The following is a 15,309-nucleotide window of genomic DNA, read 5'->3' on the forward strand; positions in this document are numbered from 1 at the left end:
TTAGTTATCGTGGCTATCCGAATACGGCAGCAGTGCCAGGAAGCGGGCGCGCTTGATAGCGGTGGCCAGCTGACGCTGATAACGTGCTTTGGTGCCGGTAATGCGGCTAGGCACGATTTTGCCTGTTTCAGTGACATAACCTTTCAGGGTGTCCAGATCCTTGTAATCGATCTCTTTAACACCTTCTGCCGTGAACCGGCAGAACTTGCGACGTCTGAAAAAACGAGCCATAACGTAACTCCTTAACTCCGGTTAATTACTCTTCTTCGTCTGTGTCGTCAACTTTCTGGCTTTCGTCAGATTCGGCTGAACGGCGCGGACGATCATCTCCACTTGGGCGGCGGTCTTCGCGAGACTCTGCAGATTTCATCGGAGACATATCGGTAACAGCTTCATCACGACGCAGGATCAGCTCACGGATGATGGCATCGTTGAAGCGGAAGTTATGTGTCAGCTCGTCCATCGCGGTCTGCGAACATTGAATGTTCATCAGCACGTAATGAGCTTTGTGAATCTTGTTGATCGGGTATGCCAGGTGACGACGGCCCCAATCTTCCAAGCGATCTACCTGGCCACCATCTTCAGTGATGAGGCTGGTATAACGCTCGATCATAGCGGGCACTTGCTCGCTTTGATCCGGGTGTACCATAAATACAACTTCGTAGTGACGCATGAATTCTCCCTACGGATTGAACAGCCTCTAGATTTGCGGCGGGCGTATACGCCATCAATGCCGCATAACATAAAAGCAAGGAGGTGACAGCAGAACTGCCGTTTTTTGCCAGGCCCGAAACTCTTTATCGGAAAGACGTTTGCCGGCGCTGGCAAGGTAATGCATTGCCTTTGTTGAGGCAATAAAAAACCACCCCTGAAAAGGGGTGAGGTATCATAGGCGGGTGCCGCTAGGTATGCAAGGATTGATAAGCTACTGCAGCTAGCCCTTAGCAGAACGCTGGCGCAAGGCCTCATAAAGACACACACCACTGGCAACAGACACGTTCAGACTTTCAACGTCGCCCACCATCGGAATGTTGATCAATTGGTCACAATGCTCACGGGTCAACCGCCGCATACCCTTACCTTCGGCGCCCATCACCAACGCCAGCGGGCCGGTCAGGTCAGCCTGGTGCAAGGTAATGCTGGCTTCACCCGCGGTGCCGACCAGCCAAACGCCCTGCTCTTGCAAGGTGCGCAGCAGGCGTGCCAGATTGGTAACACGCACAAAAGGTACGGTTTCCGCCGCGCCGCAGGCAACCTTGCGGGCAACCGGCGTTAACGTGGCGGATTTATCTTTTGGCACAATCACCGCCTGCACGCCGACTGCATCGGCGGTGCGCATACACGCGCCCAGGTTATGGGGGTCGGTAACACCGTCCAGAATCAACAGAAACGGCGGCTTTTCAGAGTTTGCCAGCATCGCCAGCAAGTCGTCTTCACTCCATTCCCGGCTTTCGCTGACCGACGCAACAATGCCTTGATGGACACCGGCAACGCGGCTATCCAGCAGTTTGCGATGCACAATCTCCCAAGACACACCCAGGGTATCCAGCAGTTCGGTGGTGCTTTTTACTCGCTTATCCTGGCGGCCGGTTTGAATCCACACTTGCAGCAGCCGCTCGGGTTCACGCTTTAAGACGGCTTCAACGGCATGCCAGCCAAATACAAATTGCTCTGCCACTGACGGTATTTCCTGAAAAAAAAGTTTGGTAATCCTGCCACCACCTTGCGCGCACATTAAAGCCGGCAAGGTGGTGGTCAGCGAAAGACTATCGGTCAGCTCGGTTCGCTAGCTCTTGGGTCTGCGCTTGCGCGGCTTGCGCAATTCGCCACCACTGGCATCGCCGTCGCTTGCCGAGGCTTTACCACCAGCAGCACGAGCCGCATCGGCAGCCAGTTGATCACGCGCGGAGCCGGCGGCTGGCTTGGCACGACCCGGTTTTGGGCCTGCGGATTTGGACCCGCGGCCTGCAGATGGCTTATCCGACTTGCTACCGCGCCTACTGCGCTCGCCTTTGGCTTTACCGTCTTTTTTGCCACCTTTGCCACTCTTAACTCCATCGCGACCGCCGCGGCTGTTCACTTCAAGCGCATCGCGGTCGGCCTGGCGACGCTTTGGCGTGCTTACCAGGTCTAGGTCAATTTTGCGATCTTCCATACCCACGCGCATCACTTTGACACGCACCTCATCACCCAAACGAAAACTGATGGCGGTGCGTTCGCCAATCAACCGGTGCTTGGCGTGATCGTGTTGGAAGTAGTCGCCATTCAACGTTGAAATGTGCACCAGGCCTTCGATATAGATGTCGGCAAGTTCTACAAAGAAGCCAAAACCGACAACAGCCGCAATGACCCCGTCGTATTCCTCACCTACGTGGTCACTCAGGAACTCGCACTTCAACCAAGCCATTACGTCGCGAGTGGCATCGTCAGCGCGGCGCTCGGCCATCGACGCATGTTCACCGAACTTTTCCATACGGGCGTAATCGTACGGATATTTCGCCAGTTCCGCATCTGCCTGGTCTGGCGCAATCACGTCTTTCGTTGGCTGATCTGCGTGAATACAGGCTTTGATTGCCCGATGCACGATCAGATCCGGATATCGCCGAATCGGCGAGGTAAAGTGTGCGTAGCTCGAATACCCCAGGCCAAAGTGGCCGGCTTCTTCAGGGCTGTAAACTGCTTGGCTCAGGGAGCGCAGCATGACAGTCTGAATCACTTGAGCATCAGGCCGCTCACCGATAGAACCCAGCAGTTGCTGGTAATCAGCCGACGTAGGCTTGTCGCCACCGCCAAGCTGCAACCCTAACTCGCCCAAAAACAACCGCAGAGAACCAAGACGTTCTCCCGATGGGCCATCATGCACTCGATACAGCGCCGGCATTTTGTGCTTTTTCAGGAAGCGCGCGGTAGCCACGTTGGCCGCCAGCATGCATTCTTCCACAATTTTGTGGGCGTCGTTGCGGTGCACTGGCACGATTTCTTCAATCTTGCGCTCGGCATCAAACACAATACGGGTTTCGGTGGTTTCAAAATCAATGGCACCACGCTCTGTACGCGCTTTGCGCAGCAGCTGATATAAGCCATATAGATTGTGCAACTCGGGCAATACGGCGGAATACTGGTTGCTCAGGTCGATACCACGAGGGGATTCGGGGTGCTGCAGAATATCGCTGACCTTGTTATAAGTCAGCCGCGCGTGGCTGTTCATTACCGCCTGATAGAAGGTGTAGCTACTGATATTGCCGGCGGCGCTGATCGTCATATCCGCCACCATGCACAGGCGATCCACTTCCGGGTTCAGCGAGCACAAACCGTTGGACAGTTTTTCCGGCAGCATGGGCACTACGTGATCTGGAAAATACACTGAGGTGCCGCGATTCAGCGCTTCGTCATCCAGCGGTGAGCCCGGGCGTACATAGTGCGACACATCGGCAATCGCTACCAGCAAGCGGTAACCACCACGCGGGCGCGGCTCGCAATAGATGGCATCGTCGAAATCCCGCGCGTCTGCACCGTCAATGGTCACCAGCGGCAGCTCGCGAATGCACACGCGATTGCGCTTGTCAGCATCGGTGACCTGTTCAGAAATGGCCGCGGTTTGCTCACCTACCGCATCCGGCCAGGAATGGGGAATGTCGTAAGCACGAATCGCCACGTCAATTTCCATGCCCGGAGCCATATGCTCACCCAGCACTTCGGTGACGCGCCCGGTGGGCTGACTGCGCAGGGTGGGCTGGCGAATGATGTCGACCACCACGTACTGGCCATGACGTGCCGCACCGGCCATCTCATCCGGTATCAATACTTCGTGGTTGATGCGGGCGTTTTCAGGCACCACAAACGTAATACCGCTTTCTTTAAAAAAGCGGCCGACGGTTTGCGTGGTGCGGTGCTCCAAAACCTCAACAATCACGCCCTCACGGCGGCCACGATCGTCTACTTTGTCAACGCGGGCAACCACACGGTCGCCGTGGAATACCTGGCGCATCTGGCGCGCGGTCAAAAACAGGTCAGTGCCGTCGCCATCGGGTGTTAAAAACCCGAAGCCATCTTTATGGCCAATCACCCGGCCGCTCACCAGGTCGGCTTCTTCGATCGGCAAAAAAGCGTTGCGGCGGTTGCAAATAAGCTGACCGTCGCGGCACATTGCAATCAGGCGGCGGCGCAGGGCTTCAATGCTTTCTTCGGACGACTGCCCCAGTTCTTCGCACAGGGTTTCGTGTGTGGCCGGCGCACCCCGGTCTTTCAGATGCGCAAGAATGAACTCGCGGCTCTGGATCGGGTTGTCGTAATTCTGGGCCTCACGTTTGGCGTGGGGGTCGTTGGAGGTCTTCTTACTGGAAACCATTCGGATCCTTGTTTGCTATCTGTGCCTCAGCGGCACAACTGTATTGAGTCAATGGGCGCTAGCATAACAGTATAACGCCGGTTCGCCGAAACTGCCTGATACGCAGGCTTTATAAAGCAGGTAGAAAGCGCATCAGTATTTACACTTGGGCACATTCGTAACCCTTTCCTTTACGGCGTCAGAGAAGGCAAATAAACATATCAGCCTTTTAAAAAAAGTGTTTGACAGCTTTTGGGCGAATCATTAAAGTACGCGCCATCGGTTGAGGGCAACTTTAACTGGCAGCAGAAGACTTTGATTTCCAAACATCAGACATCCTGCAAATCACCTGCCGAGGTGGTGAAATTGGTAGACACGCTAGCTTCAGGTGCTAGTGCTCGCAAGGGCGTGGAGGTTCAAGTCCTCTCCTCGGCACCATTCTACTAGAATGGCCTTCCAAATCAACGAATTACCCCATAATCGATAGTTTACACATCTCTCTGGTACATTAAACTGGTACACAGCGACTTTTTTATGGGTTTGAAAATGTGCTCACCATTCCGTTGAAGCAATAGCCCCAACTACCGGATACGCAAGCGCGTACCGGATGACCTCCGCCCCATCATCGGCCAGCGAGAGATCAAGCGTTCACTGAAAACGCCAGACCCCAAAGAAGCCACAAGTCGCGTCCTCATAGACTTAGCAGAAATTGAGCAGGAGCTAGCCGCCTATCAAGCTGCATACGCTCAGATATTCGGTGATGCCGATTGGTCGCCACCAAGTTACGCACCCGCCAACATTGACCAGTCCTTAAACCTCCCTGAACTATTCACCCGGTACGCTTAAGGCATGAACCTCGCCTCGAGAACAGTTGGCGGCTGGCGGACTTATATTTTGAGAGCGCACAACTTCTTCAAAGGCAAGCCTGCTTCAGTCGTCACCAGACAAGATATCCGGCCATTCGCTGAAGCACCCCAACAGGGAGACAAAAGGGCGAGCCCTAAGGGGCGCGCACTAGCTGCGAAATCCATCAATGACAACTGTCTAACCGCCCTGTCCAATGTCTACAGTTTGCCAATGAAAGAGGGGATACTGTCCAGCGATCTAACCAAGGGGGCAGGTAGTCGCAATACTCCAAAGTACTAGATTCCCTAAAAGACAAAGGGTTAAGCAAGCGACAGCCAATATCAGACGCTGGGCGCCATGGCTTTGCTCCTTCACTGGCGCCCGTATCAGCGAGGTTCTATGGCTACGGAAACGCGCAATCATCGAAAGGAACAGCAATGCGTCAGCTTCTCTACAGGTATGTAGACACCACAGCCTGGAACAGAAAAGGGCTATCCCCCTTCAACTTTGCGATATGCGTACTGATCATGGTCTCGGTCTTGCTGGCGGTCATTGAGACCGAGCGTCCGATTAGAGAGGCCTACCCATACCTCTTTGTGATATCAGAGCGCATTCTGTTTGCACTGTTTGTCATTGAGTATGGCCTCCGGGTATACGTTGCCTCCGAGAACCCAAAGTACGCCGGGGCATTTGGGCGGCTCCGCTACATGAAATCCGGATGGGCTATTTTCGATTTACTGGCACTGCTATCGTTCCTCGCGCCTTTCGTCTCTAACTCTCTGGCCTTCTACTTCAGGCTGACCCGCATATTCAGGATTCTCCGAGTATCTCGACTCGGTCGCTTCACACAGGCCTGGGATCTGCTCTGGGAAGCTACCGCCAGACGCAAGTTCGAGCTGCTCATGAGCGCGACCATCGCCTTTATCCTGCTGCTCGTCTCCAGCGCGTTTCTTTATCTGTTTGAGGCAGAGCTGCAACCTGAAGACTTTGGAAGTATCCCAAGGGCTCTCTGGTGGAGCGTGGCTACTTTAACAACCGTGGGATACGGAGACGTCACACCAATCACCGCTGCTGGCAAGTTCTTTGCCAGTCTCACGGCTATTTCAGGCATCGGTATTGTCGCAATGCCAACCGGGATACTCGCTGCTGCATTCAGTGATGCCTTCCAAACCCGACAGGAAGCAGATCAAAACAAGGAGTAACTAATGGCTTTTCGATTTCAGCGTCGCATCAAGTGAACAAGAGGCCGAAAGGGAACACGGCAAGTGGTAAAGGGTATCCACTCAGCTAGCGTTTGCCAGATGACACCAACGCCGACGATGGCAGTTAGCCCTGACAGCTTCAGGTCAGGCATCCAGAAACTTGCGCCATAGATGGCAATTTCCGGTGACGGAACAGATTCCTGATGACATGGAACGGGTGCCCCACCTTGGACCGGATCTGAGCTTTTGCTCGCTCCTCAGCAACAGAGCCTAAGGACAATCGCTGACACGTACAGGGCACGTGAGCTGTTAGGGTCATTACCCTGATTTTCCACATGAATTAAACTCCGTTGAGGAGCAGCTACAGACATGGCCAACACCAAAGCATACGCCGCACAATCTGCGGAATCAGGCGTCGCACCGTTTGGTTTCGACCGCCGGGAACCTCGGCCCGACGATGTATCCATCGAAATTGATTACTGCGGTGTCTGCCACACCGATATTCACTTTGCGCAGAATGACTGGGGAGTGACTGTTTACCCGGCGGTTCCGGGCCATGAGATTATTGGCCGGGTTACCTCTGTAGGCAGCGATGTCTCAGCCTACAAGGTTGGGGATATGGTTGGCGTGGGTTGCATGGTGGACTCCTGCCGCACCTGCTCCGCCTGCGAATCCGGCCTTGAGCAGTATTGCAAAGAGGGTATGACTGGCACCTACAACGGCGTAGATCGTTACGATCAATCTGTCACTTTTGGTGGCTATTCAGACAACGTGGTCGTCAGCGAGCGTTTCGTGGTCAGGATACCGGAGAAGCTGGACCCCGCCGCCGCTGCACCGCTGCTTTGTGCCGGCATTACCACCTATTCCCCACTGCGCCACTATGGTGTCAAAAAGGGTGACAAGGTGGGTGTCATCGGGATGGGCGGCCTCGGCCATATGGGCGTGAAGATCGCCAAGGCGCTGGGTGCTGAAGTGACCATCTTCACCCGTTCTGAAAGCAAGGTCGCAGAAGCCAAGAAACAGGGCGCCGACCATGTGGTGATTTCCACCGATGAGCAGCAGATGAAGGACGCCACTGAAACTTTTGATTTCATGCTGGATACAGTGCCGGTTCAGCACGACCTGAACCCCTACCTGAACTGCCTCAGCCATGATGGCACCCACATTCTGGTGGGTCTTCTGGAGCCGATTGACCCCGCTCTGGAAGCTGGAAATCTGGTCCTCAAACGTCGGGTATTGGGCGGCTCACTGATCGGTGGCATGCCGGAAACCCAGGAAATGCTGGATTTCTGCGCTGAACACGACATCAGCTGCGATATCGAAATGCTCGATATCAAGAATATCAACGAAGCTTACGAGCGCATAAAAAAAGGCGATGTGAAGTATCGCTTCGTGATTGATATGGCAACTTTAAAAGACGCCTGATTCAATAGGGAAGCTGGGACAAAGCTATTTTTAAGCGCCTAACCCGTCTCAAAGCAAAGCTGTTCCGGTTTTTTTACGCCTCACAATGTGCGGAATTAGGCGTCGCACTCTCCGATTAATGATTATTCAACGTTGCTGGATACAGGGCCGGACGCTGTCTGGTTGATTCCAGTAGCGACAGGCCTTAAAAAATCTACTGACGCAGAAAACTTCGCGTCTAACCCCCTTTAAGCTTTCGCGCTAGCCTCTCTTCCCCCCAGCGCGGCATCAGTTTCTGATCAACACCTAAATGATCCAGCAAACGTGCCACCACAAAGTCCACCAAGTCGTTGATGGTTTCCGGGTTGTGATAAAACCCCGGGCTTGCCGGCATGATGACGGCGCCCATGCGGGTCAGTTTCAGCATGTTTTCCAGATGCACTTCTGAATAGGGCGCCTCGCGCGGCACCAGTATCAGCTGGCGGCGTTCTTTCAGGGCTACGTCCCCTGCCCTTTCTATCAGGTTGTTGCTGGCGCCCGTGGCCAGGGCCGACAGTGTGCCGGTGCTGCAGGGGCAAATCACCAGTGGGGCTTTTTCGCCAGAGCCGGAGGCCGGCGGTGAAAACCAGTCTTCTCGGCCAAATACCAGTATCTGGCCTGGGGCTGCCTGGCTGTATTCACTCAGGCACTGTTGCATGGCCGGCGGTGTGCCGGGCAATTTCAGGTCGGTTTCGGTGGCAATCACAATCTGCGCGGCTTTGCTGACCATCACCTGAACCCGGCAGCCGGCGGCGACCAGGCACTGCAGCAGTCGCAGGCCGTAAGGCGCTCCGGAAGCACCGGTAAACGCCAGATTGATGACTCGCGGGGCAGTGTCTGTTGCTGCTATGTTGCTCACTGCGGGCACCTCATTCATGCACGGCTTGCTCCGATTCTAAGACGGCCTAACTTGGATTACCCGCTGATACGTTCGATTTCAGCAATCAGCCGTTGGTGAATGCCGCCAAAACCACCGTTGCTCATGATCACAATGTGGCACGGGCTGGGTAAGTCTGCCATTACACGCGCAATCAAGCCGTCTACTGATGCTTCTACCCGGTGCAAGTTACTGTCGGCGTTGGCCTGTTGCCAGCGTTCAACCATTTCCGGCAACCAGCTGGAATTGTTCAGATTGGCCCAGAGCACGCGATCGGCGGCCGCCGCGCTGGGCAACAGGGTGTCGCTGTGTACGCCCTGTTTCATGGTATTGGAACGGGGCTCGATCAACGCCAGCACTGGCTCATCGCCCACCTGTTTGCGCAAGCCGTCCAGAGTAGTGGCGATAGCTGTGGGGTGATGGGCGAAGTCGTCATACACCCTTACGCCATTTATGTCCGCCAACAGCTCCATGCGCCTTTTTACTCCGGAAAAACGGCACAACGCACTAATGGCGTAGTCTGGAGTAACACCCACATGGCGCGCTGCGGCAATGGCCGACAGGGCGTTACGCACGTTGTGCAGGCCAGTTTGCGCCCACTTTACAGCGGTCACCGGTTGCTCGTGATGCAACACCATGAAATGGCTGCCGTCGTCGCTCAATAGCTCGGCTCGCCAGTGGCTTGGGCTGTTTGCTTCGCCACCAATAGAAAGCGTTTGCTGCGGCGTCCAGCAGCCCAGGGCAATGGCGTTGTCCAGGTGGCTATCCAGCGTCGGGCGCAGAATCAAGCCCTGGGACGGCACGGTGCGAATCAGGTGGTGGAACTGGCGCTCGATGGCTTCCACGTTGTCAAAAATATCGGCGTGGTCGAATTCCAGATTGTTCAGAATCAAGGTGCGAGGGCGATAGTGGACAAACTTCGAACGCTTGTCGAAAAACGCGCTGTCGTATTCGTCGGCTTCAATCACAAAAAAGTCACTGCTGCCCAGGCGCGCAGACACCGGCAAATCCTTCGGCACGCCGCCCACCAGATAACCGGCGTCAAACCCGGCCTGCTCCAGTATCCACAGCAGCATGGCGGTGGTGGTGGTTTTGCCGTGGGTGCCGGCTACCGCCAGCACCCAACGCTGGTGTAACACTTCCCGCGCCAGCCATTCGGGGCCGGACATATAGGGAATATTGCGGTTAAGCACATACTCTACTTCAGTGTTGCCGCGGGACATGGCGTTACCGATCAGCACCAGATCGGGTCGCGGCTTGAGGTTGTCAGGGTGGTAGCCTTCAATCAGCTCGATGCCTTGAGCTTGCAGCTGGGTACTCATGGGCGGATAAACGCCTTGATCAGAGCCGGTCACCTTGTGCCCCAGCTCACGGGCTAGTACCGCCAAGCTACCCATAAAGGTGCCGCAAATACCCAATATATGAATATGCATGAAACCGATCGCCTCCTGATTAAAACGCTGCCAAGCGTCCCCCATACGCTGCGGCCCGTCAAGCATGCGCTGCTGACCGTTTCGGTTTTACCGGTCATGAAAATTGCCGGTAATTGGCGTATCATGCGCGCCATCGTCGAACCAGTGAGAGGCTTACCTGCCAGATGGCCATTAAAAACGCATTCTATGCACAATCCGGTGGTGTTACCGCCGTTATAAACGCCAGCGCCTGTGGCGTTATTCAAACCGCTCGCCGGCACCCGGATAAAATCGGCAAGGTGTACGCCGGTCGCAACGGTATTCTCGGTGCGCTGAAAGAGGAACTGATCGATACCAGCCTAGAATCCGACAGCGCCATTGCCGCACTGATGCATACCCCCGGCGGTGCGTTTGGATCCTGTCGCCACAAGCTGAAAAATATTTCCGAAAACCGCCGCGAATACGAGCGCTTGATTGAAGTGTTCCGCGCCCACGACATCGGGTATTTCTTCTATAACGGCGGCGGCGATTCCCAAGACACCGCGTACAAGGTATCCCAGATCAGCGAAAAAATGGGCTATCCCATTACCTGCATCGGCGTGCCCAAAACCGTTGATAACGATCTGCCCTTCACCGATTGCTGCCCGGGTTTTGGCTCGGTTGCCAAATACATTGCCATCTCTACGATGGAAGCCAGTTTGGACATCAAGTCGATGTGCGAGACCTCCACCAAAGTGTTCATTCTGGAGGTGATGGGCCGCCACGCCGGCTGGATTGCCGCCTCAGGCGGGCTTGCCGGTCAGGGCGAGGGTGAGCCACCCCACATTATCCTATTCCCGGAAATCCCGTTCGATCGCGAAGCCTTTCTGGCTCGGGTGGATTTTTGCGTGAAGGAATACGGTTATTGCGTCATTGTTGCCTCTGAAGGCGCCCAATACGAAGATGGCCGTTTTTTGGCTGAAGCCGGTGCCAGAGACGCTTTCGGCCACACCCAACTAGGAGGCGTTGCACCCGCGCTGGCAAATCTGATGAAGCAGGCTCTGGGCTACAAGTACCACTGGGCCGTAGCCGATTACCTGCAGCGCAGCGCGCGCCATATCGCCTCGGCTACTGACGTAGAACAGGCCTACACCGTTGGTAAGGCGGCGGTAGAAATGGCCATTGCTGGCAAGCAGGCGCTGATGCCCATCATCGTTCGCGAGCAGTCAACGCCTTATCGCTGGAGAGTAGGCGAGGCTCCGCTGAGCGAAGTGGCTAACCAGGAAAAGAAAATGCCGATTCACTACATCACCGATGATGGTTTCGGCATTACCCAGGACTGCCGCGACTACCTGAGCCCGCTGATTCAGGGCGAAAGTTTTCCACCTTTTGAAAACGGCTTACCAAAAGTCGCTAAATTGAAAAACCAGTTGGTGGAAAAACGACTCAGGACCGCATTCGAACTCTGAGACAACCCCACCATACTCGATACGGCAGCCCCAAGGCTGCCGTATCGCCAGCTTTGCAGCCAAATAAAATATCCGCTGTGTGAGCGGCCGCCGCTCTATTGTATGCTGCAATATCTCTTGGTTTTTACCGCCAGTGTTATTATCTGGGTACTATTGATTCATGCCAAACACGCAAAAACCCAACGCCAGCTCTTATTGCATTGCCCTGCAACCAATTTGCGATGCCGATATGGTCCATGTGGCCGACGAGCTGCTTTATAGGGCCACCGCAGGCGCGCGTTCCGCCGTTATAGAGGATGGTCTGACCGCCACTGCACGGGCCTGTAACGCCGTCTTTTACGAAGCCGGCATAGAGTCTATTTGCGGCCGCCGCAAGCTGTTTTTAAACGCCCCGCGCGAGTGGTTGCTGAATCCGGCGCTTCTGCCACCCAGCCCAGAGCAGGTAGTCATCGAAGTACTGGAAAGCGTAGAGGGTGACGAAGACGTTCTTGCGGCGCTAAGGCATATAAAATCCCAAGGCTACACCATCGCTCTGGATGACTTTGTACTGACCGACGCCACCCGACCGCTTCTGGACTTGGCCGACATTGTCAAACTGGATATGCAGGAACAGCCTCCCACTCGCAAGCAGGTAGAGCACTACCTGGCTCTCGGCATTAGCTTACTGGCCGAAAAAGTGGAAACCAAAGAGGAGTTCGACCAGACCCGAGCCATGGGGTTTACCTTGTTTCAGGGTTACTTTTATGCTCGTCCGGAAACCCGTCAAACCACCAAGCTTAACCGTCGCCGCAATCAGTCTGCGCAGCTTCGCCTTCTGGGCGAGCTTCAAAAACCTGAAGCAGATTATGACAAGCTAGAACGGTTGCTGGTGCAGGATCCCCAATTGGGGGTTCAAATGCTTCGCCTGGTGAATTCGGCACACCATAACGTCAAGCAAGAAATTGTCAGCTTACGCCAAGCCTTGGGGTTGCTCGGCCTAAATCGTCTGCTTAACCTGGTTACCATGTTGGTATTGGCCAACGACGATCCGTGCAATATGCTGCTATTACCACAGGCGCTGACCCGCGCTGCCATGTGCGCTCGGCTGGCGGCAAGAGACTGCAAGGAAAATAAAGAACCCGCATTCATGGTGGGCTTGCTGTCGATGGTTGACGTGCTGCTTGGACAAAAACTTGAGTTACTGTGTGACCAACTGCCCCTCACCCAAGAGGTCAGGCGTGCCCTGCTCGCTCACGAAGGCCCTCTCGGCAAAAGCCTCCATTTAGTCAAAGCTTTTGAGAAGGGCCGCCTGATAAATGCCAGTGACGAAGCGGTTGCCAAACTTAACCAATATTTTTTGGAAAGCCGCAGCTGGGCCAACCATGTTCTGGATGGAATGGACAACTAGCAGCGTTCAGTGGTCGGCTGTTTCCTGCTGACGTGCAAAAGCGGAAAATTCATCGTAGCCGCCAATGTGCTGCTCACCCACGAAGATCTGCGGCACGGTATGTACAGGCTTGCCGATTTTCTGTGCAATATCCGCTTTAGTAATGTCTTCCTCAATCATGTCTACCCATTTAAACTCGAAATCACGAGCTTCGCACAGACGAATGGCCCCTACACAGAAACCGCAACTAGTACGACCAAAAATTGTGACTTTTTCCATAACTTGCCCCCGTTATTAATGCTTGCCTGTTCGCTTGATAGCTATTGGCTTGATCGATGTTTTCTCCATTACCATAGGCATGATGGCATGGCTGCCGGGGAATGAAAATTGACTGTTTGAATAGCCGCGATAGTCTAGTATTCCGATTGGCCAACTATGCCGAAAGCCGAAGCTGATCCAATAAATCTTCATACGGAGAACCCGTGGTATACCTGACCCTGTTCGCCACCGCTTTTGCCGCTGCTACGCTGCTACCTGCGTATTCGGAGATCCTGCTGGGCACCCTTCTGGCCAAGGGCTATGGGCCTTTTTGGTTGTGGTTTGCGGCCACAACTGGAAATACGCTGGGGTCTGTGGTGAACGGAATCATCGGGCGCCAGGTGGATCGATTCAAGCACAAGCGCTGGTTTCCGATGACCGAAGTGCAGCTGCACAATGCGCGCAACCGCTTTAACCGCTTTGGCCAATGGTCGTTACTGATGGGCTGGCTACCGATTGGCGGCGACGCGCTTACGCTAGTCGGCGGCATTATGCGCGTGCCCTGGCTGAATTTTGTCATTCTGGTCGGCATCGGCAAGGGTCTGCGCTATGCCATTGTGATGTGGCTGGTACTCAGTGCCTACGGCCCCGAAATCGAGGCGCTGGTGTCGGGTTTGGTGTTTTCGGGGTAAAGATAACGCCGTAACATTGGCTCGCCATTGAACTCCGACTGCAAAACGGCAATAAACGTGTAAACCCCGATCAACTTGCGATTCAGAAACACGAATTCTTTTGGTGGCACGCGAAAGTAACGGCTAATGGCAGAACGAGCGGCCTGGCGCGCTACCCTTGAAGGCAGGTCGCTTTGTTTCCAGCGATACTGGCCCGCGCTATTCACGGCCTCGGCCGGCCATTCGCTGGGGTCGCCAATCAACGGCTCCAACACTGACATACACACCCGACCAAAGGTTTCCAGCACCTCAGTGGGCCAGTCACGGCTCATAAACCGGAGTTGCACGCCGCCATCGATTACCGCGTCCAGATCCTTTTCATAGGAGGCACGAATCATCTGGATAACCGGCTGTAGAAACTCATCGCTATAGCGCTGCACCGCGCCAAAATCCAGCAGCACAATACGATCGTGGTCTGCTTCTGCGCTCGGCTCCCCGGCCAAGCGAATGCGATAGTTGCCAAAGTTCGGGTCGGTCTGAATTTCACCCCAGTCAAACAACTCGCGAAAGAACAGCTCCAGCGCGGCCTTACCCAGCTCACTGCGGCGCTCCAACGAGATTCCGGCAACCGTAGGCGAGTTAACCGGGTGACCGCGCTCATACGTGGAGGCAATCACTTGGGCGCTGGAGAATTCCGGCAGCACCCGCGGCACAATGAAACGCGGATCGTCTAGCAGCATTTGACGAAAACGTTCAGTGGTGTCGGCTTCCAGGCGGTAATCCACCTCGCGGTGCATCATTACCCGCACTTCTTCCAGCCAGTCGTCGAATTCCGGGCCAAAATTAACTAAACGGGCCATTTTCAGCATCTTGGCAACGGAGTTCAGATCGCTGTCGACCGCATCCCCCACACCGGGATACTGCACTTTCAGCACCAGTTCCAGGCCATCACTCAGGCGCCGGGCGCGATGAACCTGGCCCAGTGAAGCGGCGCCAATAGGCTGAGGCTCAATGTCCAGCTGAGCCAGGCGCTCATTGCCCAATTCCGATTGTAGCACGCGCTCAATGGCCGGCCACGCCAAAGACGTGGTCTGATCTTCCAGCGTGTGCAGGGCTTCGGTGACTTCATCGGGCAGAAAATGCTCGCCGTACAAGGCCATCACCTGGCCAATCTTGACCACGCTGCCTTTTAGCTGGCCAAGCTCGTCGACCAGGAAGCGGGCCTGGGAAGACATCATGGCTTTGTGACGTTGTTCGCGGCGCTCTTTGCTACCCAGCCAATTGGTCGCCATGTGGGAAGCCATGCGGGTGCCAGCGTACAGGCCGGCACGGGTGAGGCTCAGCCTGCGTTCGAAGCTGCCGGTTTTTATGCGTGAGACAGAATTGTCTGATCCCTTTTTTGCCATAAATACTCTCCAACTCTAAATGCTCTCCAGCCCTAAATCTTTCCAGCTTAAAT

Annotated in this window: 14 protein-coding genes and 1 tRNA gene; 7 read left to right on the forward strand and 8 right to left on the reverse strand. The window is 54.9% G+C overall.

Annotation, left to right across the window (positions count from 1 at the left end; translation table 11 throughout):
* The 4 genes from rpsR to rnr form a co-directional block, all read right to left on the reverse strand.
* Positions 1-231, reverse strand: a complete 231-nt coding sequence (rpsR, locus tag MELB17_RS04210; protein ID WP_007348899.1) for a 30S ribosomal protein S18 — start codon at positions 229-231, stop codon at positions 1-3.
* 25 nt (positions 232-256) lie between these two features.
* Positions 257-673 carry a 30S ribosomal protein S6 gene (gene rpsF, locus MELB17_RS04215; RefSeq protein WP_007348900.1) on the reverse strand — a complete coding sequence of 139 codons (417 nt, stop codon included), beginning with the start codon at positions 671-673 and terminating at the stop codon, positions 257-259.
* A 261-nt stretch (positions 674-934) separates the two neighbouring features.
* The gene (gene rlmB, locus MELB17_RS04220) at positions 935-1,678 is read right to left on the reverse strand and encodes a 23S rRNA (guanosine(2251)-2'-O)-methyltransferase RlmB (RefSeq protein ID WP_036183555.1); all 744 of its coding nucleotides are present in this window, start codon (positions 1,676-1,678) and stop codon (positions 935-937) included.
* A gap of 108 nt (positions 1,679-1,786) precedes the next feature.
* On the reverse strand, positions 1,787-4,348 hold the full coding sequence (gene rnr, locus MELB17_RS04225) for a ribonuclease R (protein WP_007348902.1): 2,562 nt from the start codon (positions 4,346-4,348) through the stop codon (positions 1,787-1,789).
* Between the two features lie 330 nt (positions 4,349-4,678).
* Between rnr and MELB17_RS04230 the strand changes: the two genes are divergently transcribed.
* The 4 genes from MELB17_RS04230 (at position 4,679) to MELB17_RS04245 (ending at position 7,800) form a co-directional block, all read left to right on the forward strand.
* A tRNA-Leu gene (locus tag MELB17_RS04230) sits at positions 4,679-4,765 on the forward strand.
* Positions 4,766-4,915: 150 nt separating this feature from the next.
* Positions 4,916-5,173, forward strand: a complete 258-nt coding sequence (locus MELB17_RS26290) for a DUF6538 domain-containing protein (protein ID WP_319795876.1) — start codon at positions 4,916-4,918, stop codon at positions 5,171-5,173.
* Positions 5,174-5,610: 437 nt separating this feature from the next.
* On the forward strand, positions 5,611-6,375 hold the full coding sequence (locus MELB17_RS04240) for an ion transporter (protein WP_007348904.1): 765 nt from the start codon (positions 5,611-5,613) through the stop codon (positions 6,373-6,375).
* Positions 6,376-6,744: 369 nt separating this feature from the next.
* Complete coding sequence (locus MELB17_RS04245) at positions 6,745-7,800, forward strand: NAD(P)-dependent alcohol dehydrogenase (protein WP_007348905.1); 1,056 nt, start codon at positions 6,745-6,747, stop codon at positions 7,798-7,800.
* A 217-nt stretch (positions 7,801-8,017) separates the two neighbouring features.
* On the opposite strand, the gene MELB17_RS04250 is transcribed toward MELB17_RS04245, so the two are convergent.
* Both MELB17_RS04250 and mpl read right to left on the reverse strand, forming a co-directional pair.
* The gene (locus MELB17_RS04250; protein WP_007348906.1) at positions 8,018-8,695 is read right to left on the reverse strand and encodes a flavin prenyltransferase UbiX; all 678 of its coding nucleotides are present in this window, start codon (positions 8,693-8,695) and stop codon (positions 8,018-8,020) included.
* 38 nt (positions 8,696-8,733) lie between these two features.
* A complete protein-coding gene (gene mpl / locus MELB17_RS04255) occupies positions 8,734-10,128 on the reverse strand; it encodes a UDP-N-acetylmuramate:L-alanyl-gamma-D-glutamyl-meso-diaminopimelate ligase (RefSeq protein ID WP_036183556.1) in 1,395 nt (464 codons plus the stop codon).
* A 164-nt stretch (positions 10,129-10,292) separates the two neighbouring features.
* On the opposite strand from mpl, the gene MELB17_RS04260 reads away from it, so the two are divergent.
* Together MELB17_RS04260 and MELB17_RS04265 are read left to right on the forward strand one after the other, a co-directional pair.
* On the forward strand, positions 10,293-11,555 hold the full coding sequence (locus MELB17_RS04260; protein WP_007348908.1) for a 6-phosphofructokinase: 1,263 nt from the start codon (positions 10,293-10,295) through the stop codon (positions 11,553-11,555).
* 160 nt (positions 11,556-11,715) lie between these two features.
* Complete coding sequence (locus tag MELB17_RS04265) at positions 11,716-12,942, forward strand: EAL and HDOD domain-containing protein (RefSeq protein WP_007348909.1); 1,227 nt, start codon at positions 11,716-11,718, stop codon at positions 12,940-12,942.
* 6 nt (positions 12,943-12,948) lie between these two features.
* On the opposite strand, the gene MELB17_RS04270 is transcribed toward MELB17_RS04265, so the two are convergent.
* On the reverse strand, positions 12,949-13,200 hold the full coding sequence (locus MELB17_RS04270) for a GrxA family glutaredoxin (protein WP_007348910.1): 252 nt from the start codon (positions 13,198-13,200) through the stop codon (positions 12,949-12,951).
* 203 nt (positions 13,201-13,403) lie between these two features.
* On the opposite strand from MELB17_RS04270, the gene MELB17_RS04275 reads away from it, so the two are divergent.
* Positions 13,404-13,871, forward strand: a complete 468-nt coding sequence (locus tag MELB17_RS04275) for a YqaA family protein (RefSeq protein ID WP_007348911.1) — start codon at positions 13,404-13,406, stop codon at positions 13,869-13,871.
* Here MELB17_RS04275 and MELB17_RS04280 read toward each other — a convergent pair.
* Positions 13,820-15,256: an ABC1 kinase family protein gene (locus MELB17_RS04280; RefSeq protein WP_007348912.1), complete on the reverse strand. Its 1,437-nt coding sequence runs from the start codon at positions 15,254-15,256 to the stop codon at positions 13,820-13,822. The genes MELB17_RS04275 and MELB17_RS04280 overlap by 52 nt on opposite strands.
* Positions 15,257-15,309 lie beyond the last annotated feature (53 nt).

Origin of the sequence: Marinobacter sp. ELB17, from assembly GCF_000169375.1 — a bacterium.
Classification (GTDB): domain Bacteria; phylum Pseudomonadota; class Gammaproteobacteria; order Pseudomonadales; family Oleiphilaceae; genus Marinobacter.

Bases quoted from the DNA above. Each gene is read 5' to 3' on its own strand.
- rpsF (WP_007348900.1), bottom strand. From the start codon at position 673: ATGCGTCACTACGAAGTTGTATTTATGGTACACCCGGATCAAAGCGAG.
- MELB17_RS04265 (WP_007348909.1), top strand. From the start codon at position 11,716: ATGCCAAACACGCAAAAACCCAACGCCAGCTCTTATTGCATTGCCCTG.
- rpsR (WP_007348899.1), bottom strand. From the start codon at position 231: ATGGCTCGTTTTTTCAGACGTCGCAAGTTCTGCCGGTTCACGGCAGAA.
- rnr (WP_007348902.1), bottom strand. From the start codon at position 4,348: ATGGTTTCCAGTAAGAAGACCTCCAACGACCCCCACGCCAAACGTGAG.
- mpl (WP_036183556.1), bottom strand. From the start codon at position 10,128: ATGCATATTCATATATTGGGTATTTGCGGCACCTTTATGGGTAGCTTG.
- MELB17_RS04245 (WP_007348905.1), top strand. From the start codon at position 6,745: ATGGCCAACACCAAAGCATACGCCGCACAATCTGCGGAATCAGGCGTC.
- MELB17_RS04240 (WP_007348904.1), top strand. From the start codon at position 5,611: ATGCGTCAGCTTCTCTACAGGTATGTAGACACCACAGCCTGGAACAGA.
- MELB17_RS04280 (WP_007348912.1), bottom strand. From the start codon at position 15,256: ATGGCAAAAAAGGGATCAGACAATTCTGTCTCACGCATAAAAACCGGC.
- MELB17_RS04250 (WP_007348906.1), bottom strand. From the start codon at position 8,695: ATGAATGAGGTGCCCGCAGTGAGCAACATAGCAGCAACAGACACTGCC.
- MELB17_RS04270 (WP_007348910.1), bottom strand. From the start codon at position 13,200: ATGGAAAAAGTCACAATTTTTGGTCGTACTAGTTGCGGTTTCTGTGTA.
- MELB17_RS04260 (WP_007348908.1), top strand. From the start codon at position 10,293: ATGGCCATTAAAAACGCATTCTATGCACAATCCGGTGGTGTTACCGCC.